The following is a 22924-nucleotide window of genomic DNA, read 5'->3' on the forward strand; positions in this document are numbered from 1 at the left end:
CCGGAATCGTTGCATTTTGCGGGTTTAGTGCGCAACCGTCACCCGTAAAGTGTCGATGGCCGGGATTTGCTCGCGAAGGGGCCAGCACTCCTACCACACCATCCTGCAGTCAAGTGGGCGATTGCTGCGGCAACACCACTGAGCGATGCTCCGGCACCACATCATCCGCCGGCTCGCGCTTGGGCAACAAAACCTGCTGTGGATAAGTCTGCGCGAAATGCACCCACGGGCTGTTATCCACAAGCTTTTTCAAACGCTGGTTGAAGGCCCGGCTCACCGCGTATTGCCCGCCCGACACCGTGCGGAACTGTGCCGTCAGCACCACGCCGTTGAGATCCATCTTGTCCACGCCAAACACATCCAGCGGCCCTTGCAGGTTGTACTTGAGGAACGGGTCTTCGCGGATCGAATCGCCAGTCTCGCGGATCAGCTCGATCGCCTTTTCCACATCCGTGTCGTAGGTGAATTGCACCGAGAAGAACGCATAGGCGAACTGCCGCGATTGGTTGGTGACAGCCTTGATCTGGCCAAACGGCACCGAGTGGACAAAGCCCTTGCCGTCACGCAGGCGCAGGGTGCGAATGGTCAGCCCTTCCACCGTGCCGGCATGCCCGGAATCGAGCACCACCCAATCGCCGATCGACAGGGTGTCTTCGATGATGATGAACAAACCGGTGATCACATCCTGAACCAGCTGTTGCGAACCGAAACCGATGGCCAGACCGACCACCCCGGCACCTGCCAGCAGCGGCGCCACATTGATCCCCAGGTTGGCCATGGTGGTGATCGCGCAGATCACCACGAGGATGATTTTGATCGCGTTGCGCAGCAGCGGCAGAATGGTTTTCACCCGCGTGCTGGGCTGGCGCGCCGCGCGTTTGCTGACCGGTGGTTTCAGCGCTTCCTGAATCGCCGTGTCGAGCACCACCCACAGCAGCCACGTCACCAGAAAGATCAGGCCGATACTGCTCAGGGCATTGCTGATCGCCCGGCCGACCGTGCTGCTCTGGGCGAAATCGAGCAGCGACACGCCCCAGATCCGCCCGAGGATATCGATGAAGGCTATCGCGATGACGATCCGCAGCAAGGCGTGCAACAGGCTGAGAAAACGCTCCTTGTAAGCGCTGCTGCGCTGGATCGCTGCCGCTTTATGCGACTTGAACAGGTGCTGGAGGATGGTGCTGAGAAACACCGTGCCGATCAGCAGAACCGTGGTGAACAACGCGCAACGCAGGGCCTTTTGATTGTCTTCGCCAATGCCGATCAGACTCACCGCCGACACCAGCACCATCAGCACGATGGGCCAATACCACAGCCCGGAAAAAATCCGCAGTGACTCCTGCAATGACGGCTGTTTCAGACGCTGGCTCAGCGAACGATTGCGGATCAGATGCGCCACCGGACGGCGTAGGCGAATCACCACCAGGCCAAAGATGACCGAGGCAATCAGCCCAGTGAACACCGCAACGCTGCTGGTGATGTTCCCACCCAATTGCCGGGCGATCTGCGGGCTGGTCAGCGCATCGCTGAGGGCGGCGAGGAAACCGATCAGGAACAGCGGTCGCGGGCAATAACGGCGAATGATCCGCGCGGCCGGGCGTTTGTGGCCGACATTGAACATCACTACGACGCACAACAGCATCGACGTGGAAAAGATGCCGCTGCTGGTCGCGTAGGCAAAACACAACGCCAGCGCTCGCCCCACCGAGGCTTGCAGAAAGTGGCTGACGTACAACGTCAGTGGCAAACAGATCAATGCCGGCACGGTGTACGGCAGCAGGTAGCCGAGCAGATCCTGACTGCGCTGGCGCGTGCGAAACCAGCGGCCCTCGCGCAGACGTTTGGCCAACAGGCTGCCGAGCACGGTCAGCAGAGCGAAGCTACCGAGCCAGACACCGGACAACATCAGGAAATCCCCGGCAACGCTCCAGCCTGAACGGTTCGACGGTTGATTGACCAGTTTGTCGACCTCATCGGCGGCGCGGTCAGCACGCAGGCGCCAGGCGTCGACCAGATGTTCGTTGAGGTCGAGTTTGTCTTGTACGTCATCGATGCTCGAACTGATGGCGCCGAGCAGTCCGCCCTGGACAATCGGCTCGGGTTTGGCCGCCTCCTCTGTGGCGGCAGGAAGACCCGGCAGCGCGGCGGCTTCGAGCTCGTTGGCACCGAGAAACAACAATGCTCCCAGCAGAATGGCGATCCTGAACTTGATCAAAACTCCGATCTCCCGTTGGCTGAACCTGTAAGGAACTGATCGGCATTTGCCTGGCAAGTTCAAGATCGCCCTCACCCCAGCCCTCTCCCGGAGGGAGAGGGAGCCGACCGGGTTGTTCTCACGAGGTACATCGACCTGAGCTTCCAACGTCGAACTCAAGTTCCGAAAACAATGAAGATCAGCTCCCTTCCCCCTCGCCCCCTCTGGGGGAGAGGGTTGGGGTGAGGGGGTAGGCCTTTGATCTTTGCGCCCAAGGCAAATATCAAATGCCCTCCTCGGTATTTTTCCGCCCACCGCAAACCCCGACACTGCGCTCAATCCAAACCTACCGGAATGCCGTCATGCCCATTGCCTTGCTTGCGCTGACTCTCAGCGCATTCGCCATCGGGACGACCGAGTTCGTCATCGTTGGCGTGCTGCCTACCATCGGTGCCGATCTCGGCGTCAGTCTTCCTTCCGCCGGCCTGCTGGTCAGCCTCTACGCACTGGGCGTCGCCATCGGTGCGCCGGTGCTGACCGCGCTCACTGGCAAAGTCCCGCGCAAATTGTTGCTGCTGTCGCTGATGATGCTGTTCACCCTCGGCAACCTGCTGGCCTGGATGGCGCCAAGTTATGAATCGCTGGTGTTGGCGCGGATCGTCACGGGGCTTGCCCACGGCGTGTTCTTCTCCATTGGCTCGACCATCGCCACCAGCCTGGTGCCGAAGGAAAAAGCTGCCAGCGCGATTGCGATCATGTTCACTGGCCTGACCGTGGCGCTGGTCACTGGCGTCCCACTGGGCACGTTCATCGGCCAGCATTTCGGCTGGCGTGAAACCTTCCTCGCCGTCTCGACGCTGGGTGTGATCGCGTTCATTGGCAGCCTGCTCTACGTGCCGAACAACATTGCCCACAGCAAACCGGCGTCTCTGCTGCAGCAGCTGCAAGTGCTGAAACAACCTCGCCTGCTGCTGGTGTACGCCATGACGGCCATCGGTTACGGCGGCTCGTTCATCGCCTTCACGTTTCTGGCGCCGATCCTTCAGGACATTTCCGGCTTCAGCGCCAGCACCGTCAGTCTGGTGCTGCTGGTCTACGGCGTGTCAGTGGCGGTCGGCAACATCTGGGGCGGCAAACTGGCTGACAAACGTGGGCCGATCAGTGCGCTGAAAATCATCTTCGCCCTGCTCGCGGCGGTGTTGTTCGTGCTGACCTTCACTGCCGGCAATCCTTGGTTGGCGTTGGCGACAGTGCTGGTCTGGGGCGCAGTGGCGTTCGGCAACGTGCCGGGCTTGCAGGTGTATGTGGTGCGTCAGGCTGAACATCACACCCCGAATGCGGTGGATGTGGCGTCGGGGCTGAATATTGCTGCGTTCAATCTGGGGATTGCCGGCGGTGCGTGGGGCGGGGGGTTGATCGTCGAGCACATTGGCCTGATTCATACCGCGTGGATTGGTGGTCTGGTGGTGTTGGTGGCGCTGGCCCTCACCGCGTGGAGCGGTCGCCTCGACCGCCTCGGCCCGACCTATGCCGAAAGCTCCGAGCGCATCGTCACTGGCCACTGATTCAACACCAATCCCTTGTGGGGGCGAGCCTGCTCGCTCCGACTGTTGGTTTTGTGGTGGTTTCTTGAATATGTACCGTCCGTAACGCCATCGAAACTTTCCCGAACCGCCCGCAGTCATCAACAGACAGAGGCTGTACGGGGACTTTCGACGGGAGGGCGGCATGGCAACGATTCATATCGGTACTTTCGACTGGCGCTACGCCCATGAACACGACAATCCGCACGGCGAATCCGCTGGCGAAAGAGCGCAGGCATGAGCATTTCAGAACCGGTCGGCTTCACCGACGAAGGCTCCGTCGTAGCGCCATCTGTGCGTACTTTCACTGTGCTGACGGTCAACACCCACAAGGGCTTCACCGCACTCAACCGGCGCTTCATCCTGCCGGAGTTGCGTGAAGCGGTGCGCAGCGTGGCGGCCGACGTGGTGTTTTTGCAGGAAGTTCACGGCACCCATGAACACCATCCCAAGCGCTACACCAATTGGCCGACGATGCCGCAGTACGAGTTTCTTGCCGACAGCCTCTGGCCGCAGTTCGCCTATGGGCGCAACGCCGTGTACCCGGACGGCGATCACGGCAATGCCCTGCTGTCGAAATTCCAGATCATTCGCCACGACAACCTCGACGTTTCGATCAGCGGCCATGAAAACCGTGGCCTGCTCCACTGCGTGCTGCGCCTGCCCGGCGACGGCGTCGAGGTGCATGCGATTTGTGTGCATCTGGGCCTGCGCGAAAGTCACCGCAACGCTCAGTTGAAACTGCTCGGCCAACGCCTCGCCGAGCTGCCCGATGACGCACCGGTGATCGTCGCCGGAGACTTCAACGACTGGCGCCAGCGTGCCGACGCACTGCTCAAGCCTTGCGGTCTGCGTGAAGTATTCGCCGAACATCACGGCAAGCCGGCGCGCAGTTTTCCGGCGCGTCTGCCGACTCTGCGACTGGACCGTATCTACGTGCGCAACCTCAAGGCCAGCCAGCCGAAAGTCCTGTCCAACCGGCCCTGGTCCCACCTTTCCGACCACGCACCGTTATCGGTGGAGATCGAACTATGAGCAGCGCACCGCTGGAGAAGTCCGCCGTAGAACCGATGACCGTCAACCCGCCGATACGCGAGCCCGGCCACGTTGCTGTCGAATATGGCTGGCAGGGCAACAACCGGGTCGAGCTGCTGGAAAACGGCGAGGAGTATTTCCCGCGAGTGTTCGCTGCAATGCGGGCGGCGAAAAGCGAGATTCTGCTGGAGACCTTTATCGTTTTCGAAGACAAGGTCGGCCAGGAGTTGCAGGAGATCCTGATCGACGCCGCCCGCCGCGGCGTGCGCACGACCGTCAGCCTCGATGGCTTCGGTTGTGGCGAGCTGACCACCGGTTATCTCGCCGCCCTGAGCGAAGCCGGCGTACATCTGCAGATGTTTGATCCCGCCCCCAAACATTTGGGCATTCGCACCAACTGGTTCCGCCGCTTGCATCGCAAGATCGTGGTGGTCGACGGCATGATCGCGTTCATTGGCGGGATCAATTTTTCCGGCGACCATTTGTTGGATTTCGGACCGGAAGCCAAACAGGACTACTCGGTGGAAGTTCAAGGCCCGGCGGTGGCCGATATCCACCATTTCGCCCTGCTGCAAAGTGGTCGCCCCGGTCGGGCACGGTTCTGGTGGCAACGCCGGCGCCAGCGTCGCGCCGAAATGGCTGTCACCGAACACGACGGCCAGGTGCGCCTGGTGTTTCGCGACAACGATCAGCACAACACCGATATCGAAGACGTGTACTTGCAGGTGCTGCGCCGCGCCAAACGGCGGGTGGTGATTGCCAACGCTTATTTTTTCCCCGGCTATCGTTTGTTGCGCGAGATCCGCAACGCCGCCCGGCGCGGTGTTGATGTGCGGCTGATCCTGCAAGGCCAGCCGGACATGCTGGTGGCCAAACTGGCCGCGCGCATGACCTATGACTATTTGCTCAAGGCCGGCGTGCAGATCCACGAATATTGCCAGCGCCCACTGCACGGCAAAGTCGCGCTGGTGGACGACGAGTGGAGCACCGTAGGCTCGAGCAATCTCGACCCGCTGAGCCTATCGCTGAACCTGGAAGCCAACGTGCTGATCCGCGACCGCGCGTTCAATCAGGAACTGTTCCGGCGCCTCGAAGACCTCAGCCAAAACCACTGCAAAGCCATGGACGCCGGCAAGTCGCCGCGCGGACGTATCTGGCACATGACGGTGGGTTTTCTGGTGTTTCACTTTCTGCGGCATTTTCCGGCGATGGCCGGTTGGCTGCCTGCGCACAAACCACGGCTCAAGCCATTTCGAGGTGATCACTCATGAGCCATTCCGAAGCCCCGGCAACCCATCATGCCGCGCCAGCGACGCACTCACGCTGGAGCAAATGGAAACGTCCGCTGACGGCGCTGTTTTTCCTCGCACTGATCGCGCTGCTGACGATGTTCGCCCGTCGTATCGAATGGGCCGAGGTGCTGCAAACCCTCGCTGACTTCAAGGTGCGCACGCTGATCATCGCCGCCAGCGTGACCTTGCTGAGTTTTCTGACCTACGCCAGTTTCGACCTGATCGGGCGCACCTACATCCGCCAGGACCTGACCTGGAAACAGATCCTGCCGGTAGGGATTATCAGCTACGCGTTCAACCTCAATCTCAGCGCCTGGGTCGGCGGCATCGCCATGCGTTATCGGCTGTACTCGCGCCTGGGTGTGAGCAAAGGCAACATCGCCAAAATTCTCGGCCTGAGCCTGGCGACCAACTGGTTTGGCTACATGACCATCGCCGGCGTGGTATTCAGCAGTGGCCTGGTGAGCATGCCGCCGGGCTGGAAAGTCAGCACCACGGCGTTGCAAGGCATCGGTGTGTTGTTGCTGTTGATCAGCGCCGGGTATCTCGCCGCGTGCCAATTCTCGAAACGGCGCGAGTGGTCGATTCGCGGTGTGGAGATCAATTTGCCGTCGCTGCGCATGGCGGTGTTGCAACTGTTGCTTGGCGCGTTGAACTGGTCGCTGATGGCGGCGGTGATTTTCACGTTACTGCCGAGCAAACTCGACTATCCGCTGGTGCTCGGAGTGTTGCTGATCAGCGCGATTGCCGGGGTGATCACGCATATTCCGGCGGGGCTTGGCGTGCTCGAAGCGGTGTTCGTCGCGCTGCTGCAACATGAGGCGTCGCGGGGCAGTCTGGTGGCGGGGTTGCTGGCGTATCGGGCGATTTATTTTCTGTTGCCGCTGTTGATTACCGTGGTGATGTATCTGCTGGTGGAGGCGAAGGCCAGGTCATTGCGGATCGAGAAAACACCGTCCTGATTCTGTTTTGCAGTTGCCGGCCTCTTCGCGAGCAGGCTCGCTCCCACATTTGAAATGCGCCCCCTGTGGGAGCGAGCCTGCTCGCGAAGGCGTCCGAGAGAACACAACAGCCTATGAAGACTGGATAATGCTCAACCGCTCGCCCACCACCATCTCGGTAATCCAGTCGACCAATATCGACGTATACGCCTGCTGCGAAACCGGCTCGCTCAACGCATGGTCCGCCCCGTCGATTATCCTGTGGGTCAGCGAGTGCGTCTGCTGACACGCCGCGCGGTAACTCATGATCGTCGCGTGGGGCACGAAGTCGTCGGTCTCCGATTCCACCAGCAACACATCTCCGGTGAACTGTGAACACGCATGCAGCGCCCGATTGCTGTCGGCGCGTATCAGCGTGCCGCGATAATCACGCAGGTCGGCCTTGTCCAGTTCACGCTTGGGCGTGTGCCATTGTTCGTCGCGGTACAGCGCCGGCACCCGCAACGCCAGCCAGCGCACCGGGCGTAAAGACGTGAGGATGGAAGCCAGATAACCGCCATAACTGGTGCCGACCACGGCAATCGCTGACGTGTCGAGTGCCGGGTGTGAGAGCAGGCGATCGTAAGCCGCCAGCAGATCACGCAGATTATCTTCGCGGCTGACCCGAGTTAGCGGTATCCCGGTGCCGCCCGTGTGTCCGCGCAAGTCGAAGGTCAGACACACACAGCCGAGACCGGCGATGCCTTTGGCTCGCTCCAGGTCCCGCTCCTGGCTACCGCCCCAACCGTGAACAAACAACACCCCCGGCACTTTCGATTTGGGACTGAGAAATGTCCCGCTCATCTGTTCATCATCAATGTCGATTTGAATGCTTTCGCTTCTAGCCGTCATAGGATTTGACCGTTACGTATTTAAGGAGAAATTCGCTGTTCTCGGCCGGGCCGCGATACACCTCGATGGCATCCGCCGGCAGCGGCTGATCGATATAGGTTTCCACCGAAGACACGCGAATCGCGGGCATCGTCGGGTCGTTGACGAAGCTTTGCAGCGCCGCCACTTCCGCGCTGCTGGCGCCGCCCATGCGCCAGGATTGTTCGAGTACGCCGCTGCGGGTTTTGCCGTTGCTGTCCAGCCCTTGGGCAATGTCGTAGTTGCGGCGCGAGGCATAAAAGCGTGGATAGGCTTCATTGGCAGCGTTATCGAAAACCTGCGCCTGCTCGATAGCCAAACGCACATCGTCTGGCAGATCCAGCGCCAGCAGATCTTCATAACCGCCCTGCACCACCAACAGATTCGACCCGCCGTAGACGTCTTCGCCGTGAGCATCCTCGGTCAAGTATTGATCACCGCAGTAGCTCAGCACTTTATCGCCGATGAATGACTGGCCGACGCTGTGGGTGATGACGTCGCTTAAATCCTGCTCAAGCACTACGCCTTCGCGGAACAGCTTTTCAGCTTCGGGGCGGGCAAGGATTTCGTCGAAGGCGTCGAGACTCTTGATCACTTCCTGACCACGACCGGCGCAGGCGTGAATCGGCTTCAAGCGGATCGGCCCGCTATACAGCAAATGCTCGGCGGCGGGCCGCGCATCGTCGAGGGCAAACACGCTCAAACCGTCAAGCACAACATTGCGCACGCGCTCGGAAAACAGCGGCGACCAGCCCTGTGGCGCGTGGGCCTGATGGCTACGCAAGCCGTGGCTGATGGCTTTGGTGCAGATGAAATCATGCTCGACATAGCCACCCCACAAATCATCCGGGCCTTTGATGCCCAATTCGTGAGCATGAGCGGCGCCGACAATGGTTTGCGTCGGTAACAGATAGAGGTCACGGTCGCGATGTTTCTCGGGGTTATAGCTGCCACCGAACTTGAACCCGAGAATCTGCGCCAGCCAGCGGGCCAGGGCTTTGTTGGTTTGCACTTCGTGCTGCGGCGCGTCGTTGCGCACGGAGTGAGCGACGACGGTTTTCTTGCGGGGTGTCGGGGTCATGCGTTCCCCCTTTCAGCAGCGCGGTGAATGTAGAAGGGAAAGGTGCAGAGATCAGGCCAACGGCAGGATCGGGAAAATGTTCGGTTAATCAGTCGTTTGCCGAAATCGTGCTGGCATCAAGCCTGTTTCAATCTGCACGACCGGGCGCAAAACCCCGGCAATTTGCACGATCCCCGGCATCACGCCGCTCCCACAGGCTTATGCATTGCCGGAACTACCGGGTTAAACCAAACCGCCCCCGATAATCACTCGGCGCCAACCCGGTAATCTTCTTGAAGATCGCCCGGAACGCCCCCGGGTCCTGATAGCCCACCGTCCACGCAATGTGATCAATCGTGCCATTGGTGAACTCGAGCATTTCCCGCGCCTTACCCACTCGCAGATGCTGACAATATTCGGTCGGTTTCAACCCGGTCGCCGCGCGGAATCGGCGCAGGAATGTGCGCTCCTCCAGCCCCGCGCGCTCAGCCATCGCAGCCAATGAAACGTCCGTAGCGCCAGTGCCTTGCAACCAATGTTGAACCTTGAGAATGGCTGCATCGCCGTGACTGAGGATCGGTGCAAAATTACTCCCGCAGGCACTGGCGCTGTCGCTGTGTTCAACCACCAGAAACCGCGCAGTGCCAGTGGCGATGCTCGGCCCGAGCAGACGATCGACCAGACGCAACCCCAACTCAGACCAGGCCATCAGTCCGGCGGTGGTGATCAGGTCGCCGTCATCGACAATCGGTGTGTCGGCCTTGAGCTTGATCTTCGGATAACGTTCAGCGAAGTCCTTGGCCGACGTCCAGTGCGTGGTGGCACTGCGGCCGTCGAGCAGACCGCTTTCGGCCAGCAGCCACGAACCGACACAGACACCGCCCAACGTCGCGCCGCCTGCATGCTGTTCGCGCAGCCATTGCGCCAGGCTGGCTGGCATTTGCGCCGAGGAAAACCCGGCGATGGACGGCGGAATCAGCACCGCCAGCAAACCACTGTCGACACCCGGACAACTCTCGAAAACCCGCGCCGGTGCCTGATCGCCGTCGACGTGCCAATGACTGACCCGCAGCAACGGCAACTGCGCAGACTGATGCTCCGCAGCAATCCGGTTGGCAACCGCGAACAGGTCGGTCAGGCCATGCACCGCCGCCATTTGCGCACCGGGATAAATCAGCACGCCCAGTTCGGCGATGGCAGCCCTTTCTGCGCCCATTGTCAGTTTTCCCCTGTCTATTGTCGGTGCGGCCAATCCTCGAATCGCTGGTAAGCGCCAATACTGAAGCCACTTCCAGCCAATCCATCGAGGACACACCCATGGCCAAGCAAGCGCTCATCGTAGTCGATATCCAGAACGACTACTTCCCCCAAGGCAAGTGGCCGCTGGCAGGTGCCGACGCCGCCGCCGACAACGCCGCACGACTGATCGCAGCCTTCCGCGAAGCCGGCGATTCGGTGGTGCATATCCGCCACGAATTCACCTCACCCGACGCACCGTTTTTCACTCCAGGTTCCGACGGCGCCAAGCTGCATCCGAAAGTGCTCAACCGCGCCGACGAACCCGTGGTGCTCAAGCATTTCGTCAACTCGTTCCGCGAAACCGAGTTGCAATCAATCCTCGACGAACAAGGCATCAAGGAACTGGTGGTGGTCGGCAGCATGAGCCACATGTGCGTCGACGGCATCACCCGTGCAGGCGCGGATCTGGGTTATGCAGTGACGGTGATTCATGATGCCTGCGCCAGCCGCGATCTGGAGTTCAACGGCCTCACAGTGCCGGCGGCGCACGTCCATGCAGCTTTCATGTCGGCGCTGGGTTTTGCCTACGCCAGCGTGATCTCAACCGACGAGTTCCTTCAACGCTGAGCCACCGCGAAACACTTTGCAAAAACCTGCGCCCGCCCCGTTGCGGGCGTTTTTGCATGCGTCGAAAAAATCTCACGCGTGAGCCATTGATGGCACTTTGAATTGGTTGTAGTGTGGCCCACGCGTGAGATGTTCATAACGGAGTCACTGCCATGAAAAGCCACTCCCCTGCTTCAGCGTCAGCAAGTCCAAAGGGAGAGCGCTCGAAACCGTCCGCAAAAAAACCGTCGAGCTTTTATATGAAGCAGATGCGCGCGGGCCTGGCCGCTGCCGGTTATGTGAAACACGAAACTTGGGTGCTTCCGGAAAACCGAAGCTTGCTCAAGCAAATGGAGCAACAGCTACGCCAACCGATTCTGGCTGGCTCATTCATGTCGGAGAATTACATGAGCGCAGGCAACAACTGGAACATCGATAGCCTCTTCAACGCCCTCAAGGCACTGGACGAGGTGGCTTCGCAGGAGATCACACTGTCTCTGATCCAGAGCTCCGAACCCAGCATCAAGCTGGAAATGAACGAATTCGGCGGTCTGCCGATTCACATCGCCCTGGCCGGTCAGCAGATCATCGTCGACACCGTGCTGGTGGACATCGATTCGATCACCGACGTGCACGCCTTCAACGATGCCGTGCTGCGCAGCCGTGAAATGTTCCCGCTGTCGTCGATCGGTATTGAGTCGATGCCGAACGGGCAGACCGTTTACAACATGTTTGGCGCCCTCAGCGCCGACTCGAGCCTGACCAACGTCGTCACCGAGGTGAAAACCCTGGTCGACAACGTGCAGCGCGCGAGTGAAGCCTTCGAACACTTCTTCAAGTAATCAACAGGGAATATCCAATGACTCAGTCCATCTGGAGCAAGTTGTTCACCGCACTGCGCGGCGGCGCCAATGAAGTCGGCGAAAGCATCGTCGACCAACAGGCCCTGCGTATCCTCGACCAGGAAATCCGCGACGCCGACACCGCCCTGTCGAACGCCCGTCGTGAACTGGTCACCATCATGGCCAAGCACAAACTGGCCGCCGACCGCGTGAGCGAGTACGACGCCAAGATCAAAGACCTGGAAGCCAAAGCTGTTTCGGCCCTGAATGCCGGCCGTGAAGACTTGGCGATGGAAGTGGCCGAAGCGATTTCGACACTGACCAACGACCTGACCGCCGAGAAAAAGCTGAGCGACGAATTCGGCACCTACGCCGACAACATGCGCAAAGACATCAACAAGGCCGAAGCCCGGATCAAGAGCCTGCGCCAGCAAGTGGACATGGCCAAGGCCCGTGACAGCGTGCAGAAAGCCCAGGTCAGCGCATCCATCGCCAGCGGCGGCGCCAACGGCAAACTGGAAACCGCCGTCGGCACCCTGAACCGTCTGCAAGCCAAACAGCAGCAACGAGCTGCCGAGCTGAGCGCCGCGGACGAACTGGCCGATGCTTCGACCGGCAACGACCTGGACCGCAAACTGCGCGACGCCGGGATCACGCCGAACGAAGGCAGCGCCAATGCGATTCTTGAGCGTCTGAAGCAGAAGTCGACTCAGTAACACCGTTCCCCGTGTAGGAGCTGCCGAAGGCTGCGATCTTTTGATCTGGATTCAAGATCAAAAGATCGCAGCCTTCGGCAGCTCCTACATGGTTTTCAGCACCCACAACATTTGCATTTTGCCTGCTCGTTCACCGCGCAGCCCGGTACACTAGCGACGTTTTTTTGCCGACGAACACCTCCACCCGCTTCAAGGAACGTACCCATGGGATGGTTTAAAGATTTGCTGGGCACCAGCAACTGGCAGAACGCTGCGCCAACGCCGACCGTTGCCAGCGGCCCACTCGGGATGGCGCAAGGCAAAGGTGTCAGGTTCGATACGACCCTGGCGCTGCTGCTTGATGGCTCGACCTCGGTGCGTGTGCCCTTCGATCAGGCGATCTGGAGCGCCGGCTGGGTCGACCTCGGCCAGTCCAACAAGCTGCACCGCTATTACATGAACGACGAGGATTTCTGGGTACAGATCCACGTCACCGGCGACGACCAGGTCGAATCGGTCACGCTGTTCAACTATATCGGTTACGTGACGGTCAACAGCGACGCCGAACTTCAGCGCCTCGCTGGCCCGAGCAGTCAGATCGGTTTGCCGACCTACACCCACGAAGGTGTCGAATACACCCGCGAATGGGGCACCGAACAGGGCCAGACCGAGCTGGTTCCAATGACCGAACAAGTGGTCAATCCGGACGAGAGCTACACCATCGAACACCATTCGATGCTCTATGCACGCGAAACCGGCCTGACCGATCGCCGCGAACTGCTGCTGTTTTCCGTCGAGCAGGACGAAGAAGGCACCGTCAGCCTGAGCACCTCACTGGGCATCTCGCTGTACACGACTGACCTGAGCACCATTTAAATAAGGAAGTTTTTCATGCTGGAAGTTCTGGCCGTTTCCCTGAACAAAACCGCGTTGACCGGTTTCGTCGTCTACCTGATCGGCGCCGTGCTGCTGTTCATGCTGTTTCAGTTCGTCTACACCCGCGTCACCCCGCACAAAGAGTTCGAGCTGATTCGTTCCGGCAACACGGCCGCTGCCGTTGCGCTGGCCGGTGCAATCATCGGTTTCGCCATTCCCGCCAGTAACGTGATTGCCTTTTCGGTCAACGTTGTCGACTTCGTGGTTTGGGCGGTGATCGCCGCAGTGGTGCAACTGCTGGCGTTCCTTGGCACGACCCTGGTGCTTAAAGGTACTTCGCAGCGCATCGCCAATGGTGAAATCGCTGCTGGCATCTACGTCGCCGCCGTAGCGATTAGCGTCGGCATGCTCAACGCTGCGTGCATGACGCCGTCCAACTGATCGGCAGGAAGCCTTAGATGAAACGAAGTAAATACGTTCAGTTGTCCCTCGCAGCGTCGGTGGCCATGGCCATTTCCGGTGAAGCGGCGGCAGTGGATCAGCCGCGCAACCTCCAGAGCGTGGAACAGTGTGTCGATGCCGAAGTCGCCGCTGATGTTTGCTCGAATGCCTACGTGGCGGCCTTGACCGAACACCGGCGTATCGCCCCGGCGTATGACGACAAGGCCAAGTGCGACGCGGATTTCGCCGCTGATTGGTGCCAGAAGAATTCCGACGGCCGCTTCGTGCCGAAACTCGGTGGCTTCAAAGTGCCGCAGCCCGGTGAAGCCGCGCAAAATCTCGATGCCATCGCCGACGCGCAGATGCCAGCGGGTGACACAACATCCAGCAACGCGGCCCAAAGCACTTCGCACTACTCCGGTGGTGGGGGCGGCGGCAATGGCATGTTGACCGGATGGCTGATCGGCAATGCGATGAGCAACAACCAGAACCGCACGGTTTACCGCGACCGTGATACGCGCCAGACCTACAACACCTCGACGCAGTACCGCAAAATCGAATCGGCGCCTCGCAGCCAACCCGACTACGAGAGCAGCAAAAGCAAACCGGTCAACGTCGCCTCGTCGACTTCCCGTGGCGGCTTCGGCAGCCAGTCCAGCGCCCGCAGTGGTTGGGGTGGCTGGGGCAGCAGTTCCGGTCGCTCGAGCAGCTGACGATGAAAAAGATCCTCTGCGCCGAGCGCCCCGACTGGAAACACACGGCCGAGAGCCTCGGCTTCATGTTCCACACCATCGACGACGAGCCGTACTGGGACGAAAGCGCTTACTACCAGTTCACGCTCGCGCAGATCGAAAACGATCTCGAGGACCCGACCACCGAACTGCACGAGATGTGCATGGACCTGGTCGACCGCGTGGTGCACAGCGAAGAACTGCTGGATCGCCTGAGCATTCCTGCTGCGTACTACGACATGATCCGCACGTCCTGGCTGGAAGGTCATCCGCATCTGTATGGGCGTATGGACTTTTCCTACAGCGGCAACGGCCCGGCGAAACTGCTGGAGCTCAACTACGACACGCCGACCAGCCTCTACGAAGCGGCGGCGTTCCAGTGGGGCTGGCTGGAGCAATGCATCGAGCGCGGCACGCTGCCGCGCCATGCCGACCAGTTCAACAGCATCGACACCAAGCTGCATCAGGCTTTCGCCGAGTTGCAGCTCAAGCGTCCGTTCTACTTCGCGTCGATGAAAGACTCGGTCGAAGACAAGGGCACCACGGACTACCTGAGACTGATCGCGGAAAAAGTCGGCATCGAATCACGCCACATCGACATTGAAGACATTGGTTTGACCGCCGATGGACGCTTCGTCGATCTGCAGGATCGCTGGATCCCGCACCTGTTCAAGCTGCACGCCTGGGAGTTCATCTTCCACGAACCGTTCGGCGCGGCGATTGCCGAGTGCGACACGCAGTTTTTCGAGCCGGCGTGGAAGGCGATCCTGTCGAACAAAGGCGCGTTGCCGTTGCTGTGGGAACTGCACAAGGGCCATCCGAATCTGCTCGCGGCGCATCTCGACCCGAATCCGGCCAGCGCCGTGCCCAAGGGCTGGGTGCGCAAACCGTATTTTTCCCGGGAAGGCGCCAACATCGAACTGCAAACGGCGGAAGGTCTGATCGTCAAAGAAGACGGGCCCTACACCGATGCGCCATTTATCCTGCAGGAGTTTGCGCCATTGCCGAAGTTCGATGACAGCTACACGCTGATCGGTTCTTGGGTAATCGGCGATCAGGCGGCGGGAATTGGTGTGCGTGAGGACAACAGCCTTATCACTAAAGACTCCAGCCGCTTCTTGCCCCACCTGATCCTCGACTGAAGATCCATCGCCCACAAAAAAGGCCCGTCGTGTTGAACGACGGGCCTTTTTTTTCAGAGCGGATGCAGCATCACTCTTCGTTAATACAGCTTAGAACGGAATATCGTCATCGAAGCTGTCGAAATCCGGAGCCGGTTGCGGTGCGGCCTGCTGTGGAGCCGGGGCCGAACGCTGCTGTGGAGCCGATTGCTGCGGGCGCGGAGCCTGCTGACGTGGAGCTGGAGCGGACTGCTGGTAGTTGTTGCCGCCGCCTTGTTGGTCGCCCTGTTGTGGACGGCCGCCGAGCAGTTGCATGGTGCCTTGCATGTCGACCACGATCTCGGTGGTGTAACGCTTGATACCGTCTTTTTCCCACTCACGGGTCTGCAGCTTGCCTTCGATGTAGACCTGCGAACCCTTACGCAGGTATTCGCCAGCGATCTCGGCAACCTTGCCGAACATCGACACACGGTGCCATTCGGTCTTCTCGACCTTCTGACCGGTTTGCTTGTCGGTCCACTGTTCGCTGGTTGCCAGACTCAGGTTGGTCACGGCGTTACCGTTAGGCAGGTAGCGAACTTCGGGATCCTGGCCGCAAGTGCCGACCAATATGACTTTGTTAACCCCACGGGCCATAACGTTCTCCTAGGCTTCGCAAGCAGCCCCGGCCGGGTTGTTCACCAGGCGTTCGAGGGTGTCGCGATCCACTAATTCTTTGTCCAGTTTGATGTAAACAGCCGCTTCATCAGCAACTATCACTGCATCTGTTACCCCCACGAGGGCCTTGAGGCGCTCGACCAGACCCGCTTCGCGGATCGCCTCGGGCGACAACGGCAAGCGTAGGCTCGTCACGTAGGGAGGTTCGCGCATGGTAACAGCAAAGGCCAGCCAGATGGCAGCCAGACCGGCACATCCGAGGAACACAACCGACAGACCGCCATGCTGAAACAACCAGCCGCCAAGTATCCCGCCGAGTGCAGAGCCGAGGAACTGACTGGTGGAGTACACGCCCATGGCCGTGCCCTTCCCGCCCGCCGGTGAAACCTTGCTGATCAGCGACGGCAATGAAGCCTCCAGCAGATTGAACGCGGTGAAGAACACCACCGTGCCGATCACCAGAGCCCGCAAGCTGTCACCGAACTGCCAGAAGAATAGCTCAGTGAGCATCAGCGTCATGACGGCGCCGAGCAAAATTCGTTTCATTTTGCGTTTCTTCTCGCCGTAGATGATGAACGGGATCATGGCGAAGAACGAAATCAGCAGCGCGGTCAGGTAGACCCACCAATGCTGCTCCTTGGGCAACCCGGCTTTTTCCACCAGCGCCAAGGGCAAAGCAACGAAGCTCGACATCAGCATCGCATGCAACACAAAGATGCCCAGATCGAGTCGCAGCAGATCAGGATGCTTGAGTGTCGGCATCAAGGCCTGACGCGCCACGCCCGATTCACGATGCTGCAACGGCCCGGTGGATTTCGGCACCATGAACATGATGATCAGGATGCCCACCAGCGCCATCGCGCCTGTGGCGAGGAACAGTCCGGACAAGCCGAAAGCGCTGGTCAACAAAGGCCCGATTACCATGGCCACGGCGAACGAAAGGCCGATGGTCATGCCAATCATGGCCATGGCTTTGGTACGGTGCTGTTCGCGGGTCAGGTCGGAGAGCAATGCCATGACCGCAGCGGAAATCGCCCCGGCGCCCTGCAGGATCCGACCGGCAATCACGCCCCAGATCGAATCGGCTTGAGACGCCAAAACGCTGCCGAGGGCAAAGACGATCAGCCCCAGGTAAATCACCGGACGACGGCCAATGCGGTCGGAAATGACCCCGAACGGAATCTGAAAAATCGCCTGAGTCAGGCCGTAAGCGCCGATTGCCAGACCGATCAGGGCCGGAGTCGCTCCCGCCAGATCCATGCCGTAGGTCGCCAGTACCGGCAACACCATGAACATGCCAAGCATACGGAAGGCGAACACCAGGGCCAGACCGCTCGCCGCGCGGGTCTCGCTGCCACTCATGCGTTCGCTGTGGAGATCGTGCATGGAAAAACCTCGTGTGAACCGGCGGCGATTCTACCAGTCCCATCGGAAGACGGGGTATATCGCGACGCTATGACGCGTATAGATGAAACACTCTTCATGCAGGGTAAAAAACGCTTCGCTTGATAGTGTGCATCCATCCAGTATTTGCCCGTATACTCCTACGTTTTCGACGCCCGCCGAGCGAGGCCACTTTGGACAAGATCCTGATACGTGGGGCCCGTACCCACAACCTGAAGAACATCGACCTGACCCTGCCACGGGACAAACTGATCGTCATCACCGGCCTGTCCGGATCCGGCAAGTCGTCCCTGGCTTTCGACACGCTGTACGCCGAAGGTCAGCGCCGCTATGTCGAATCCCTGTCGGCCTACGCCCGGCAGTTCCTGTCGATGATGGAAAAACCCGACGTCGACACCATCGAAGGCCTGTCGCCGGCGATCTCCATCGAACAGAAGTCGACCTCGCACAACCCGCGATCCACGGTCGGCACCATCACCGAAATCTACGACTATCTGCGTTTGTTGTATGCACGTGTCGGTACGCCGCGCTGCCCGGATCACGACATTCCACTGGAAGCGCAGACCGTCAGCCAGATGGTCGACCTGGTGCTGGCCCAGCCGGAAGGCAGCAAACTGATGCTGCTGGCACCGGTGATCCGCGAGCGTAAAGGCGAACACCTTTCTGTTTTTGAAGAACTGCGTGCTCAAGGCTTCGTCCGCGCCCGGGTCAACGGCCGCATCTGTGAACTCGACGAGCTGCCGAAACTGGATAAACAGAAGAAGCATTCGATTGATGTGATCGTCGACCGCTTCAAGGTTCGCGCCGATTTGCAGCAACGTCTGGCCGAATCCTTCGAGACCGCGCTGAAACTGGCCGACGGCATCGCCCTCGTGGCGCCGATGGACGACGAGCCTGGCGAAGAAATGATCTTCTCCGCGCGCTTCGCCTGCCCGATCTGCGGCCATGCGATCAGCGAGCTGGAGCCGAAGCTGTTTTCCTTTAACAACCCTGCCGGCGCCTGCCCGACCTGCGACGGTCTGGGAGTGAAGCAGTTCTTCGACATCAAGCGGTTGGTCAATGGCGACCTGACCTTGGCCGAAGGTGCCATTCGCGGATGGGACAGGCGCAACGTCTATTATTTCCAGATGCTCGGCTCACTGGCCTCGCACTACGGCTTCAGTCTGGAAGTGCCGTTCAACGAACTGCCGGCCGATCAGCAGAAATTCATCCTGCACGGCAGCGGTTCGCAGAACGTCGACTTCAAATACCTCAACGACCGCGGCGACATCGTCAAACGTTCGCACCCGTTCGAAGGCATCGTGCCGAACCTGGAGCGCCGTTACCGCGAAACCGAATCGGCGAGCGTGCGTGAAGAGCTGGCAAAATTCCTCAGCACGCAGTCGTGCCCGGATTGCCGTGGCACCCGCCTGCGTCGCGAAGCGCGGCACGTGTGGGTCGGTGAAAAGACATTACCGGCGGTGACCAACCTGCCGATCGGCGATGCCTGCGTGTACTTCGGTGAACTGAAGATGACCGGTCGCCGTGGCGAGATTGCCGACAAGATCCTCAAGGAAATCCGCGAGCGTCTGCAATTTCTCGTTAACGTCGGTCTCGATTATCTGTCGCTGGATCGCAGTGCCGACACCCTGTCCGGAGGCGAGGCGCAGCGGATTCGCCTGGCGAGTCAGATCGGTGCCGGCCTTGTTGGCGTCCTCTACATCCTCGATGAACCGTCAATTGGTCTGCATCAGCGCGATAACGACCGACTGCTTGGCACGCTCAAGCATTTGCGTGACATCGGCAACACGGTAATCGTGGTCGAGCACGACGAGGACGCTATCCGTCTGGCCGACTACGTGGTGGATATCGGCCCGGGCGCCGGTGTACATGGCGGGCAGATCGTTGCCGAAGGTACGCCAGCCGAAGTCATGGCGCACCCTGATTCCCTGACCGGCAAATACCTGTCGGGGCGGGTCAAGATCGAAGTGCCAGCCAAGCGTACGCCGCGCAACAAGAAGCTGACCCTGTCGCTCAAGGGCGCGCGGGGCAACAACCTGCGCAACGTCGACCTGGAAATCCCGATCGGCTTGCTGACGTGCGTAACCGGCGTGTCCGGCTCGGGCAAGTCGACGCTGATCAACAACACGCTGTTCCCATTGAGTGCCACCGCACTCAACGGCGCCACGACGCTGGAAGCAGCGGCCCATGACAGCATCAAAGGCCTGGAGCATCTCGACAAAGTCGTCGATATCGACCAGAGCCCGATCGGCCGCACGCCGCGCTCCAACCCCGCGACCTACACCGGACTGTTCACTCCGATCCGCGAACTGTTCGCCGGCGTGCCCGAGTCGCGCTCCCGTGGTTACGGCCCGGGGCGTTTCTCCTTCAACGTCAAGGGTGGTCGCTGCGAAGCGTGTCAGGGCGATGGTCTGATCAAGGTTGAAATGCACTTCCTGCCGGATATCTACGTGCCGTGCGACGTGTGCAAGAGCAAGCGCTACAACCGCGAAACCCTTGAGATCAAATATAAGGGCAAGAGCATCCACGAAACCCTCGAGATGACCATCGAGGAAGCCCGGGTGTTCTTCGACGCTGTGCCGGCGCTGGCGCGCAAGCTGCAGACGTTGATGGATGTAGGGCTTTCGTACATCAAGCTGGGACAGTCGGCGACGACCTTGTCCGGCGGTGAAGCGCAGCGGGTCAAACTGTCTCGTGAACTGTCCAAGCGCGATACCGGCAAGACGCTGTACATCCTCGATGAGCCGACCACCGGCCTGCACTTCGCGGATATCCAGCAACTGCTCGATGTGTTGCATCGCCTGCGCGACCACGGAAACACTGTCGTGGTGATCGAACACAACCTCGACGTGATCAAGACGGCCGACTGGCTGGTTGATCTCGGACCGGAAGGCGGTTCCAAAGGTGGGCAGATCATTGCAACCGGCACGCCGGAACAAGTGGCCGAGATGAAGCAATCTCACACCGGCCATTACCTCAAGCCGTTGTTGATCCGCGACCGGGCTTAAACTCCAGGCATGAAAAAGCCCCTGTCACTTCATCAGTGACAGGGGCTTTTTTGTATCAGTGCAATCAGGTGTGAGATTGCAGGTAGTTCTCGAGACCGATCAGCTTGATCAGGCCCAACTGCTTTTCCAGCCAGTAGGTGTGATCTTCTTCAGTGTCGTTGAGCTGGACCCGCAGGATCTCGCGACTGACGTAGTCACCGTGCTGCTCGCACAACTCGATGCCTTTGCACAGCGCGGCGCGAACTTTGTACTCAAGACGCAGATCTGCTTCGAGCATCGAAGGCACGGTAGTGCCGACATCCAGATCATCCGGACGCATGCGCGGCGTACCTTCAAGCATCAGAATCCGGCGCATCAACGCATCAGCGTGACCGGCCTCTTCTTCCATTTCGTGGTTGATTCGCTCGTAGAGCTTGGTGAACCCCCAGTCCTCATACATCCGCGAATGAACAAAATATTGGTCACGCGCGGCCAGTTCGCCGGTCAGCAACGTGTTGAGGTAATCGATAACGTCTGGGTGGCCTTGCATCGCCCTACATCTCCCTGCTTGAAAGTATGTAGTTTGAACCAAGCTGACTGCAAGGTCACCCACTTCGCGCAATAAAAGCGAAGATATTCTGAGAAAAGCAGCCTAAATAACGCAAAAACCGCCCTTAATGCGGGCGGTTCTGCTTCTCGTTTAGACTTCGTTAAGCTGTACGCTGAGCAGCTTTGCGATTGCTTCTCCATACGCTGGATCGGCCTTGTAGAAGTGCTGCAACTGACGGTCGACGACGTCAGGAGAAACTCCACCCATTGCACCGGCAATGTTGCTGACCAACAATGCTTTCTGGTCATCGCTCATCAAGCGGAACAGCGCACCGGCGTGGCTGTAGTAATCGGTGTCTTCACGGTGATCGTACCGATCAGCTGAGCCGCTCAGGGCCAAGGCAGGCTCAGCGTAGTGCGGAGCTTGTTTTGGCGATTCGATGTAGCTGTTTGGCTCGTAATTCGGCGCCGCTCCACCGTTGCTGCCGAAAGCCATCGAGCCGTCGCGCTGGTAAGTGTTTACCGGGCTGCGCGGGGCATTCACCGGCAATTGCTGGTGATTGGTGCCAATACGGTAGCGGTGCGCATCGGCATAAGCGAACACGCGACCTTGCAGCATGCGGTCTGGCGACAGACCGACGCCTGGCACCATGTTGCTCGGGCCGAATGCAGCTTGTTCAACTTCGGCGAAGTAGTTCAGCGGGTTACGGTTCAGTTCCAGCTCACCGACTTCAATCAGTGGAAACTCTTTCTGCGACCAGGTCTTGGTCACGTCGAAAGGGTTCTCGTAATGCGCCGCAGCCTGGGATTCGGTCATGATCTGAATGCACACGCGCCACTTCGGGAAGTCACCGCGCTCGATCGCTTCGAACAGATCGCGCTGGGCGTAGTCCGGGTCGGTGCCCGCCAAACGCGCGGCATCTGCCGGTGCAAGGTTCTTGATCCCTTGTTTAGTCTTGTAGTGCCATTTCACCCAGTGACGCTCGCCCTTGGCGCTGATCAGGCTATAGGTGTGGCTACCGAAGCCATGCATGTGGCGGTAGCCGTCAGGAATGCCGCGGTCAGAGAACAGGATGGTGACCTGGTGCAAGGCTTCCGGGGAGTGCGACCAGAAATCCCACATCATCTGCGCACTTTTCAGGTTGCTTTGCGGCAGGCGCTTTTGCGTGTGGATGAAGTCTGGGAACTTCAGTGGATCGCGAATGAAGAACACAGGCGTGTTGTTACCGACGATGTCCCAGTTACCTTCCTCGGTGTAGAACTTCAACGCGAAGCCACGCGGATCGCGCTCGGTATCAGCCGAACCACGCTCGCCACCCACGGTGGAGAAGCGCAGGAAGGTTGGGGTCTGCTTGCCGATAGATTCGAACAGCTTGGCGCTGGTGTACTCAGTGATGTCGCGAGTGACCGTGAATGTACCGTAGGCGCCCGAACCTTTGGCGTGTACGCGACGCTCAGGAATGTTTTCACGGTTGAAATGGGCAAGCTTCTCGATCAGGTGAAAATCGTCGAGCAGCAGCGGACCACGCGGGCCGGCAGAGCGAGAATTCTGGTTATCAGCGACAGGTGCGCCACTGGCGGTCGTAAGCGTTTTGATCTGGCTCATACGGACTTCTTCCTCTGTCAGTCTTGGAACTGCCGGCTAATCGGCTTGGTGTGAATTATTGATCATCAATGTGACACCTACAAATTCATTAACTTGCAGACATCGATAGATAATTACTAATTATGTTTACCAGCACATAGTGCCAACAGAACTGTG

The 22924-nt window shown here is 59.5% G+C and carries 20 protein-coding genes; 12 read left to right on the forward strand and 8 right to left on the reverse strand.

Annotation, left to right across the window (positions count from 1 at the left end; all coding sequences use genetic code 11):
* Nucleotides 1-109: 109 nt before the first annotated feature.
* A complete protein-coding gene (locus ACA069_RS25345) occupies nt 110-2215 on the reverse strand; it encodes a mechanosensitive ion channel family protein (RefSeq protein ID WP_497615445.1) in 2106 nt (701 codons plus the stop codon).
* 341 nt (nt 2216-2556) lie between these two features.
* Here ACA069_RS25345 and ACA069_RS25350 point away from each other — a divergent pair, with 341 nt between their 5' ends.
* From ACA069_RS25350 to ACA069_RS25365, 4 genes are all read left to right on the forward strand, one after another.
* Nucleotides 2557-3759: an MFS transporter gene (locus tag ACA069_RS25350; protein ID WP_497615446.1), complete on the forward strand. Its 1203-nt coding sequence runs from the start codon at nt 2557-2559 to the stop codon at nt 3757-3759.
* Nucleotides 3760-4014: 255 nt separating this feature from the next.
* Complete coding sequence (locus ACA069_RS25355; RefSeq protein WP_401270236.1) at nt 4015-4812, forward strand: endonuclease/exonuclease/phosphatase family protein; 798 nt, start codon at nt 4015-4017, stop codon at nt 4810-4812.
* Entirely contained in the window at nt 4809-6083 is a 1275-nt protein-coding gene (gene clsB / locus ACA069_RS25360) for a cardiolipin synthase ClsB (RefSeq protein ID WP_497615447.1), read from the forward strand. The genes ACA069_RS25355 and clsB overlap by 4 nt, the downstream gene beginning before the upstream one ends.
* Nucleotides 6080-7066, forward strand: a complete 987-nt coding sequence (locus tag ACA069_RS25365) for a lysylphosphatidylglycerol synthase domain-containing protein (protein ID WP_497615448.1) — start codon at nt 6080-6082, stop codon at nt 7064-7066. Before clsB ends, ACA069_RS25365 begins: the two co-directional genes overlap by 4 nt.
* Before the next feature lie 111 nt (nt 7067-7177).
* Here ACA069_RS25365 and ACA069_RS25370 read toward each other — a convergent pair whose 3' ends face one another.
* The 3 genes from ACA069_RS25370 to ACA069_RS25380 all read right to left on the reverse strand — a co-directional run bounded on the left by ACA069_RS25370 (nt 7178) and on the right by ACA069_RS25380 (nt 10230).
* The gene (locus ACA069_RS25370; protein WP_187678760.1) at nt 7178-7936 is read right to left on the reverse strand and encodes an alpha/beta hydrolase family protein; all 759 of its coding nucleotides are present in this window, start codon (nt 7934-7936) and stop codon (nt 7178-7180) included.
* Nucleotides 7926-9035, reverse strand: coding sequence for a DUF3182 family protein (locus ACA069_RS25375; protein WP_489879886.1), 1110 nt, complete (start codon nt 9033-9035; stop codon nt 7926-7928). Before ACA069_RS25375 ends, ACA069_RS25370 begins: the two co-directional genes overlap by 11 nt.
* A gap of 214 nt (nt 9036-9249) precedes the next feature.
* A complete protein-coding gene (locus tag ACA069_RS25380) occupies nt 9250-10230 on the reverse strand; it encodes a GlxA family transcriptional regulator (protein ID WP_489879885.1) in 981 nt (326 codons plus the stop codon).
* A 101-nt stretch (nt 10231-10331) separates the two neighbouring features.
* Between ACA069_RS25380 and ACA069_RS25385 the strand changes: the two genes are divergently transcribed.
* The 7 genes from ACA069_RS25385 to ACA069_RS25415 all read left to right on the forward strand — a co-directional run bounded on the left by ACA069_RS25385 (nt 10332) and on the right by ACA069_RS25415 (nt 15586).
* Nucleotides 10332-10880, forward strand: coding sequence for a cysteine hydrolase family protein (locus ACA069_RS25385; protein ID WP_401270223.1), 549 nt, complete (start codon nt 10332-10334; stop codon nt 10878-10880).
* A gap of 152 nt (nt 10881-11032) precedes the next feature.
* Entirely contained in the window at nt 11033-11701 is a 669-nt protein-coding gene (locus ACA069_RS25390; RefSeq protein WP_187678756.1) for a YjfI family protein, read from the forward strand.
* A gap of 17 nt (nt 11702-11718) precedes the next feature.
* On the forward strand, nt 11719-12417 hold the full coding sequence (locus ACA069_RS25395) for a PspA/IM30 family protein (protein ID WP_401270218.1): 699 nt from the start codon (nt 11719-11721) through the stop codon (nt 12415-12417).
* Between the two features lie 204 nt (nt 12418-12621).
* Nucleotides 12622-13272 carry a DUF2491 family protein gene (locus ACA069_RS25400; protein ID WP_305440064.1) on the forward strand — a complete coding sequence of 217 codons (651 nt, stop codon included), beginning with the start codon at nt 12622-12624 and terminating at the stop codon, nt 13270-13272.
* 15 nt (nt 13273-13287) lie between these two features.
* Nucleotides 13288-13713: a DUF350 domain-containing protein gene (locus ACA069_RS25405; RefSeq protein WP_489879884.1), complete on the forward strand. Its 426-nt coding sequence runs from the start codon at nt 13288-13290 to the stop codon at nt 13711-13713.
* Nucleotides 13714-13730: 17 nt separating this feature from the next.
* Nucleotides 13731-14426, forward strand: a complete 696-nt coding sequence (locus ACA069_RS25410) for a DUF1190 domain-containing protein (RefSeq protein WP_497615449.1) — start codon at nt 13731-13733, stop codon at nt 14424-14426.
* Nucleotides 14427-14428: 2 nt separating this feature from the next.
* Complete coding sequence (locus ACA069_RS25415) at nt 14429-15586, forward strand: glutathionylspermidine synthase family protein (protein WP_497615450.1); 1158 nt, start codon at nt 14429-14431, stop codon at nt 15584-15586.
* Nucleotides 15587-15676: 90 nt separating this feature from the next.
* Here ACA069_RS25415 and ACA069_RS25420 read toward each other — a convergent pair whose 3' ends face one another.
* Both ACA069_RS25420 and ACA069_RS25425 read right to left on the reverse strand, forming a co-directional pair.
* A complete protein-coding gene (locus ACA069_RS25420; protein ID WP_008081898.1) occupies nt 15677-16201 on the reverse strand; it encodes a single-stranded DNA-binding protein in 525 nt (174 codons plus the stop codon).
* 9 nt (nt 16202-16210) lie between these two features.
* Complete coding sequence (locus ACA069_RS25425; RefSeq protein ID WP_497615451.1) at nt 16211-17608, reverse strand: MFS transporter; 1398 nt, start codon at nt 17606-17608, stop codon at nt 16211-16213.
* A gap of 191 nt (nt 17609-17799) precedes the next feature.
* Between ACA069_RS25425 and uvrA the strand changes: the two genes are divergently transcribed.
* Nucleotides 17800-20634, forward strand: a complete 2835-nt coding sequence (gene uvrA / locus ACA069_RS25430; RefSeq protein WP_187679965.1) for an excinuclease ABC subunit UvrA — start codon at nt 17800-17802, stop codon at nt 20632-20634.
* Nucleotides 20635-20698: 64 nt separating this feature from the next.
* Here the strand turns inward: uvrA and bfr are convergent, their stop codons facing one another.
* The gene (gene bfr / locus ACA069_RS25435; protein ID WP_401270205.1) at nt 20699-21163 is read right to left on the reverse strand and encodes a bacterioferritin; all 465 of its coding nucleotides are present in this window, start codon (nt 21161-21163) and stop codon (nt 20699-20701) included.
* Nucleotides 21164-21313: 150 nt separating this feature from the next.
* Nucleotides 21314-22768, reverse strand: a complete 1455-nt coding sequence (locus ACA069_RS25440; protein WP_497615452.1) for a catalase — start codon at nt 22766-22768, stop codon at nt 21314-21316.
* Nucleotides 22769-22924: the final 156 nt, after the last annotated feature.

Source organism: Pseudomonas sp. LBUM1652 (genome assembly GCF_059716105.1).

Excerpts from the sequence above, each read along its gene's own strand:
- ACA069_RS25370 (WP_187678760.1), bottom strand. The coding sequence starts at position 7,936 with ATGACGGCTAGAAGCGAAAGCATTCAAATCGACATTGATGATGAACAG.
- ACA069_RS25365 (WP_497615448.1), top strand. The coding sequence starts at position 6,080 with ATGAGCCATTCCGAAGCCCCGGCAACCCATCATGCCGCGCCAGCGACG.
- ACA069_RS25350 (WP_497615446.1), top strand. The coding sequence starts at position 2,557 with ATGCCCATTGCCTTGCTTGCGCTGACTCTCAGCGCATTCGCCATCGGG.
- ACA069_RS25380 (WP_489879885.1), bottom strand. The coding sequence starts at position 10,230 with ATGGGCGCAGAAAGGGCTGCCATCGCCGAACTGGGCGTGCTGATTTAT.
- ACA069_RS25385 (WP_401270223.1), top strand. The coding sequence starts at position 10,332 with ATGGCCAAGCAAGCGCTCATCGTAGTCGATATCCAGAACGACTACTTC.
- ACA069_RS25410 (WP_497615449.1), top strand. The coding sequence starts at position 13,731 with ATGAAACGAAGTAAATACGTTCAGTTGTCCCTCGCAGCGTCGGTGGCC.
- clsB (WP_497615447.1), top strand. The coding sequence starts at position 4,809 with ATGAGCAGCGCACCGCTGGAGAAGTCCGCCGTAGAACCGATGACCGTC.
- ACA069_RS25425 (WP_497615451.1), bottom strand. The coding sequence starts at position 17,608 with ATGCACGATCTCCACAGCGAACGCATGAGTGGCAGCGAGACCCGCGCG.
- ACA069_RS25395 (WP_401270218.1), top strand. The coding sequence starts at position 11,719 with ATGACTCAGTCCATCTGGAGCAAGTTGTTCACCGCACTGCGCGGCGGC.
- bfr (WP_401270205.1), bottom strand. The coding sequence starts at position 21,163 with ATGCAAGGCCACCCAGACGTTATCGATTACCTCAACACGTTGCTGACC.
- ACA069_RS25405 (WP_489879884.1), top strand. The coding sequence starts at position 13,288 with ATGCTGGAAGTTCTGGCCGTTTCCCTGAACAAAACCGCGTTGACCGGT.
- ACA069_RS25420 (WP_008081898.1), bottom strand. The coding sequence starts at position 16,201 with ATGGCCCGTGGGGTTAACAAAGTCATATTGGTCGGCACTTGCGGCCAG.
- ACA069_RS25375 (WP_489879886.1), bottom strand. The coding sequence starts at position 9,035 with ATGACCCCGACACCCCGCAAGAAAACCGTCGTCGCTCACTCCGTGCGC.
- ACA069_RS25400 (WP_305440064.1), top strand. The coding sequence starts at position 12,622 with ATGGGATGGTTTAAAGATTTGCTGGGCACCAGCAACTGGCAGAACGCT.
- ACA069_RS25355 (WP_401270236.1), top strand. The coding sequence starts at position 4,015 with ATGAGCATTTCAGAACCGGTCGGCTTCACCGACGAAGGCTCCGTCGTA.
- ACA069_RS25390 (WP_187678756.1), top strand. The coding sequence starts at position 11,033 with ATGAAAAGCCACTCCCCTGCTTCAGCGTCAGCAAGTCCAAAGGGAGAG.
- ACA069_RS25415 (WP_497615450.1), top strand. The coding sequence starts at position 14,429 with ATGAAAAAGATCCTCTGCGCCGAGCGCCCCGACTGGAAACACACGGCC.
- ACA069_RS25440 (WP_497615452.1), bottom strand. The coding sequence starts at position 22,768 with ATGAGCCAGATCAAAACGCTTACGACCGCCAGTGGCGCACCTGTCGCT.